Source organism: Oceanicaulis sp. UBA6590, assembly GCF_002433705.1.
Taxonomy (GTDB): Bacteria; Pseudomonadota; Alphaproteobacteria; order Caulobacterales; family Maricaulaceae; genus Oceanicaulis.
Map to the genome: position 1 here is coordinate 1 of NZ_DJIQ01000046.1, position 3,831 is coordinate 3,831.

A 3,831-nucleotide genomic window follows, 5' to 3' on the forward strand; every position below is an offset into this window, starting at 1 on the left:
GCGCAAGGTCTACGACCAGATGCCCGAGCCGCGCTACGTGATCTCGATGGGCAGCTGCGCCAATGGCGGCGGCTATTACCATTATTCGTATTCGGTGGTGCGCGGTTGTGACCGGATCGTTCCGATCGACATTTATGTGCCGGGCTGCCCGCCGACCGCAGAGGCGCTGGTGTACGGCATCCTGCAGCTTCAGAAGAAAATTCGCCGCGAAGGCTCGATCGAGCGCTAAGGCGCCCGTTTAGGAGACGCTCTTATGAGCATGACCGAAACGATGACTGAACTGGGCGCCCATCTTTCGGCGGCGCTGAGCGACGATGTCCGTAGTGTGGACGTCGCCCATGAGGAGCTGACGCTGACCATTCACCGCGACCGCGTGGTGAAGGTGCTGAGGTTTCTGCGCGATGACGCCCTGTGCCGCTTCACCACCCTGATCGACATCTGCGGCGTGGACTGGCCGTCCCGCTCTGACCGGTTCGATGTGGTCTATCATCTTCTGAGCATGCATCTGAACCAGCGGATTCGCGTGGTTCTGAGCACGGATGAGGATACGCCCGTCAATTCCGTCGTGGAGCTGTTCCCGGCGGCGAACTGGTTCGAGCGCGAAGCCTTCGACATGTACGGCATCCTGTTCGATCACCATCCCGATCTGCGTCGGATACTGACCGATTATGGTTTCCACGGTCACCCGCTGCGCAAGGACTTCCCGCTCTCGGGCTTCAACCAGGTGGTCTACGACGACGAGCAGAAGCGCGTGGTCTATGAGCCGGTCGAGCTGGTGCAGGAATACCGCGACTTTGATTTTCTCAGCCCCTGGGAAGGCGCGAAATACGTGCTTCCGGGTGACGAGAAGGCCGGCGGGGAGGGCGCTTGATGTCTCAACCTGTACAGGGGCGCTGTCTTTGCGGGGCCTGCACCTTCTCCGTCACGCTGCGTGACGAGAATGTGGATGCGTGCCATTGCGGACAGTGCCGGACCTGGGCTGCCGGGCCCTTCATGGATGTGATGGCGCTGTCGGCCCCGGTCTTTGACGATCAGGACGCTGTGGGCGTCTACCGTTCTTCGGAGTGGGGCGAGCGCCTGTTCTGCAAGACGTGCGGCTCTGCGCTCGCCTGGCGGTTTGCGGACGATCACGACAAGATCGCCATTTCCGCCTTCGCCGTGCCGCTGAGTGATGCTGCGACCTTCCGTTCGGAAGTCTTCATCGATGCAAAACCGCGTTTTTATGACTTCGCACAGGACACCAAGAAGATGACTGGCGAAGAATTGATGGCGGCCATGGCGCCGCAGGGGAACGCCTGACATGGCTGAAACCGATATCCGCAATTTCACGATCAATTTCGGCCCTGTGCACCCCGCCGCTCACGGCGTGCTGCGCATGGTGCTGGAGCTGGATGGCGAAGTCGTCGAGCGCGTTGACCCGCATATCGGCCTTCTGCACCGCGGCACCGAGAAGCTGCTGGAGCACAAGACCTATCTTCAGGGCATCGGCTATTTCGACCGCCTCGATTACGTCGCGCCGATGAATCAGGAGCACGCCTTCTGCCTGGCCATCGAGAAGCTCGCGGGCATTCCCGTGCCCAAGCGCGCCTCCTATGTGCGCGTGCTCTACTCCGAAATCGGCCGCATCCTGAACCATCTGCTGAACGTCACCACCCAGGCGATGGACGTGGGCGCGCTGACCCCGCCGCTGTGGGGCTTTGAAGAGCGCGAAAAGCTCATGGGCTTCTATGAGCGCGCGTCCGGCGCCCGCCTGCACGCCCACTATTTCCGCCCGGGCGGGGTGCACCAGGATCTGCCGCAAGAGCTGATCGACGACATCGTCGCCTGGTGTGAGCAGTTCCCGCAGCACGTGGACGATCTTGAGACCCTTCTGACCGAGAACCGCATCTTCAAGGCGCGGAACGTCGATATCGGCGTCGTGTCCAAGCAGGAAGCGCTTGAGTGGGGATTCTCCGGCGTCATGGTGCGCGGTTCGGGCCTTGCCTGGGACCTGCGCCGCTCCCAGCCCTATGAGGTCTATGACGAGCTCGAATTCCAGATTCCGCTGGGCAAGAACGGCGACAATTACGATCGCTATCTGTGCCGCATGGAAGAGATGCGCGAGTCCGTGAAGATCATGAAGCAGTGCTGTGACTGGCTCTCCCGCGAGGAGAACCAGGGCGATGTGCTGCCGGTGGACACCAAGTTCGCGCCACCGCGCCGCGCCGAGATGAAGCGCTCCATGGAAGCGCTGATCCAGCACTTCAAGCTCTACACCGAGGGCGTTCATGTGCCCGAAGGTCAGTATTACGCCGCCGTGGAAGCGCCCAAGGGCGAGTTCGGCGTCTACCTGATCGGCGACGGCACCAACAAACCCTATCGCCTGAAGATCCGTGCGCCGGGTTTCCCGCACCTTCAGGCCATGGATCATCTGAACAAGGGCCACATGCTTGCGGACGTGTCCGCAATTCTGGGCTCGCTCGACATCGTGTTCGGGGAGATTGACCGATGAGCGCGCGTCGCATCGCCGCCGAGCAACCCGAAAGCTTCGCCTTCAACGAGAAGAGCGAAGCCAAGGTCAAATTCTGGCTCGCCAAATATCCTGAAGAGCGCAAGGCGTCAGCGGTGATCCCGCTGCTGTGGATTGCGCAGAAGCAGGACAACTGGGTGTCCGAACCCGCCATGCGCGAGATCGCGGCCCGCTGCGGCATGCCGTATATCCGCGTGTACGAGGTCGCGACCTTCTACACGATGTTCAACCTCGAGCAGACCGGCAAACACCTGATCCAGGTGTGCGGCACGACCCCGTGCTGGCTGCGCGGCGCGGACGACCTCAAAGCGGTGTGCGAGAAGAAGATCGGCAAGAAGGGCCGCGAGCATGTGTCGTCTGACGGCATGCTGGCCTGGGAAGAAGTCGAGTGCCTGGGCGCCTGCGCCAATGCGCCGATGGTCCAGATCTCCAACACTGAGGGCGACCTCTATTACGAAGATCTGACCGCTGAAGCGCTTGAGCAGATGCTCGACGATCTGCGCGCCGGCAAGGAGGTCAAGGCAGGACCGATCTCGGGCCGCTCCTGCTCCGAACCGACCCAGGCGACGGTGAAGACGCTGGTCGATGAGAGCCTCTATGACGGCTCTCGCGCCAAGAAGATCAAGCTGCCCAACACCAAGGGCGCCGAGAAAGCCGAAGCTCCGAAAGCCGAACCGGCCAAGCCGCAGGAAAAGGCCGCCGAAACCAAGGCCAAGCCCAAGGCGAAGGCGAAATCCACGGCTCCGAAAGACGTCGCTGCGGACGCTGGCGCGGGCAAGAAGCCGGCGCTTCTGAAAAAGCCCAAGGGCGAAGCCGATGATCTGAAGAAGCTGTCCGGTCTCGGTCCGAAACTGGAAGCCTCGCTTAACGAAATCGGCGTGTATCATTACGGCCAGATCGCAAGCTGGTCGGCTGAAGAATCGGCCTGGGTCGATGCGGCGCTGAAGCTGCGCGGCCGGATCGAGCGCGACAACTGGATCGACCAGGCCAAAGACCTGGCCGGCAAGGCGGAAGGGTAAATCATGACCCAGCTTCTGCAGGACAAGGACCGGATCTTCACCAATCTCTATGGCCGCCATGACTGGCGCCTTGAGGGGGCGAAGCAACGCGGTCACTGGAACGCCACCAAGGAGATCCTTGAGCAGGGCCGTGACTGGATCATCGACGAGATGAAGAAGTCCGGTCTGCGTGGCCGGGGCGGCGCCGGCTTCCCGACCGGCCTGAAATGGTCGTTCATGCCCAAGGAAGTGGGGGCGCGCCCGCACTACCTCGTAGTGAACGCTGACGAATCCGAACCGGGCACCTGCAAGGACCGGGAGATC

Annotated in this window: 5 protein-coding genes and 1 pseudogene; all 6 read left to right on the plus strand. The window is 61.9% G+C overall.

What is annotated here, in order from left to right:
- On the plus strand, positions 1 to 229 hold a 229-nt coding region (gene nuoB, locus B2Z70_RS10195; RefSeq protein ID WP_292983024.1), incomplete at its 5' end, for an NADH-quinone oxidoreductase subunit NuoB.
- A gap of 30 nt (positions 230 to 259) precedes the next feature.
- Positions 260 to 871: an NADH-quinone oxidoreductase subunit C gene (locus B2Z70_RS10200; RefSeq protein WP_040612982.1), complete on the plus strand. Its 612-nt coding sequence runs from the start codon at positions 260 to 262 to the stop codon at positions 869 to 871.
- On the plus strand, positions 871 to 1,299 hold the full coding sequence (locus tag B2Z70_RS10205; protein ID WP_040612407.1) for a GFA family protein: 429 nt from the start codon (positions 871 to 873) through the stop codon (positions 1,297 to 1,299). Before B2Z70_RS10200 ends, B2Z70_RS10205 begins: the two co-directional genes overlap by 1 nt.
- Before the next feature lies 1 nt (position 1,300).
- Entirely contained in the window at positions 1,301 to 2,491 is a 1,191-nt protein-coding gene (locus B2Z70_RS10210) for an NADH-quinone oxidoreductase subunit D (RefSeq protein ID WP_009800982.1), read from the plus strand.
- The gene (gene nuoE, locus B2Z70_RS10215; RefSeq protein ID WP_009800981.1) at positions 2,488 to 3,528 is read left to right on the plus strand and encodes an NADH-quinone oxidoreductase subunit NuoE; all 1,041 of its coding nucleotides are present in this window, start codon (positions 2,488 to 2,490) and stop codon (positions 3,526 to 3,528) included. The genes B2Z70_RS10210 and nuoE overlap by 4 nt, the downstream gene beginning before the upstream one ends.
- Before the next feature lie 3 nt (positions 3,529 to 3,531).
- Positions 3,532 to 3,831, plus strand: a pseudogene (locus tag B2Z70_RS10220) (NADH-quinone oxidoreductase subunit F); the annotation flags it as partial.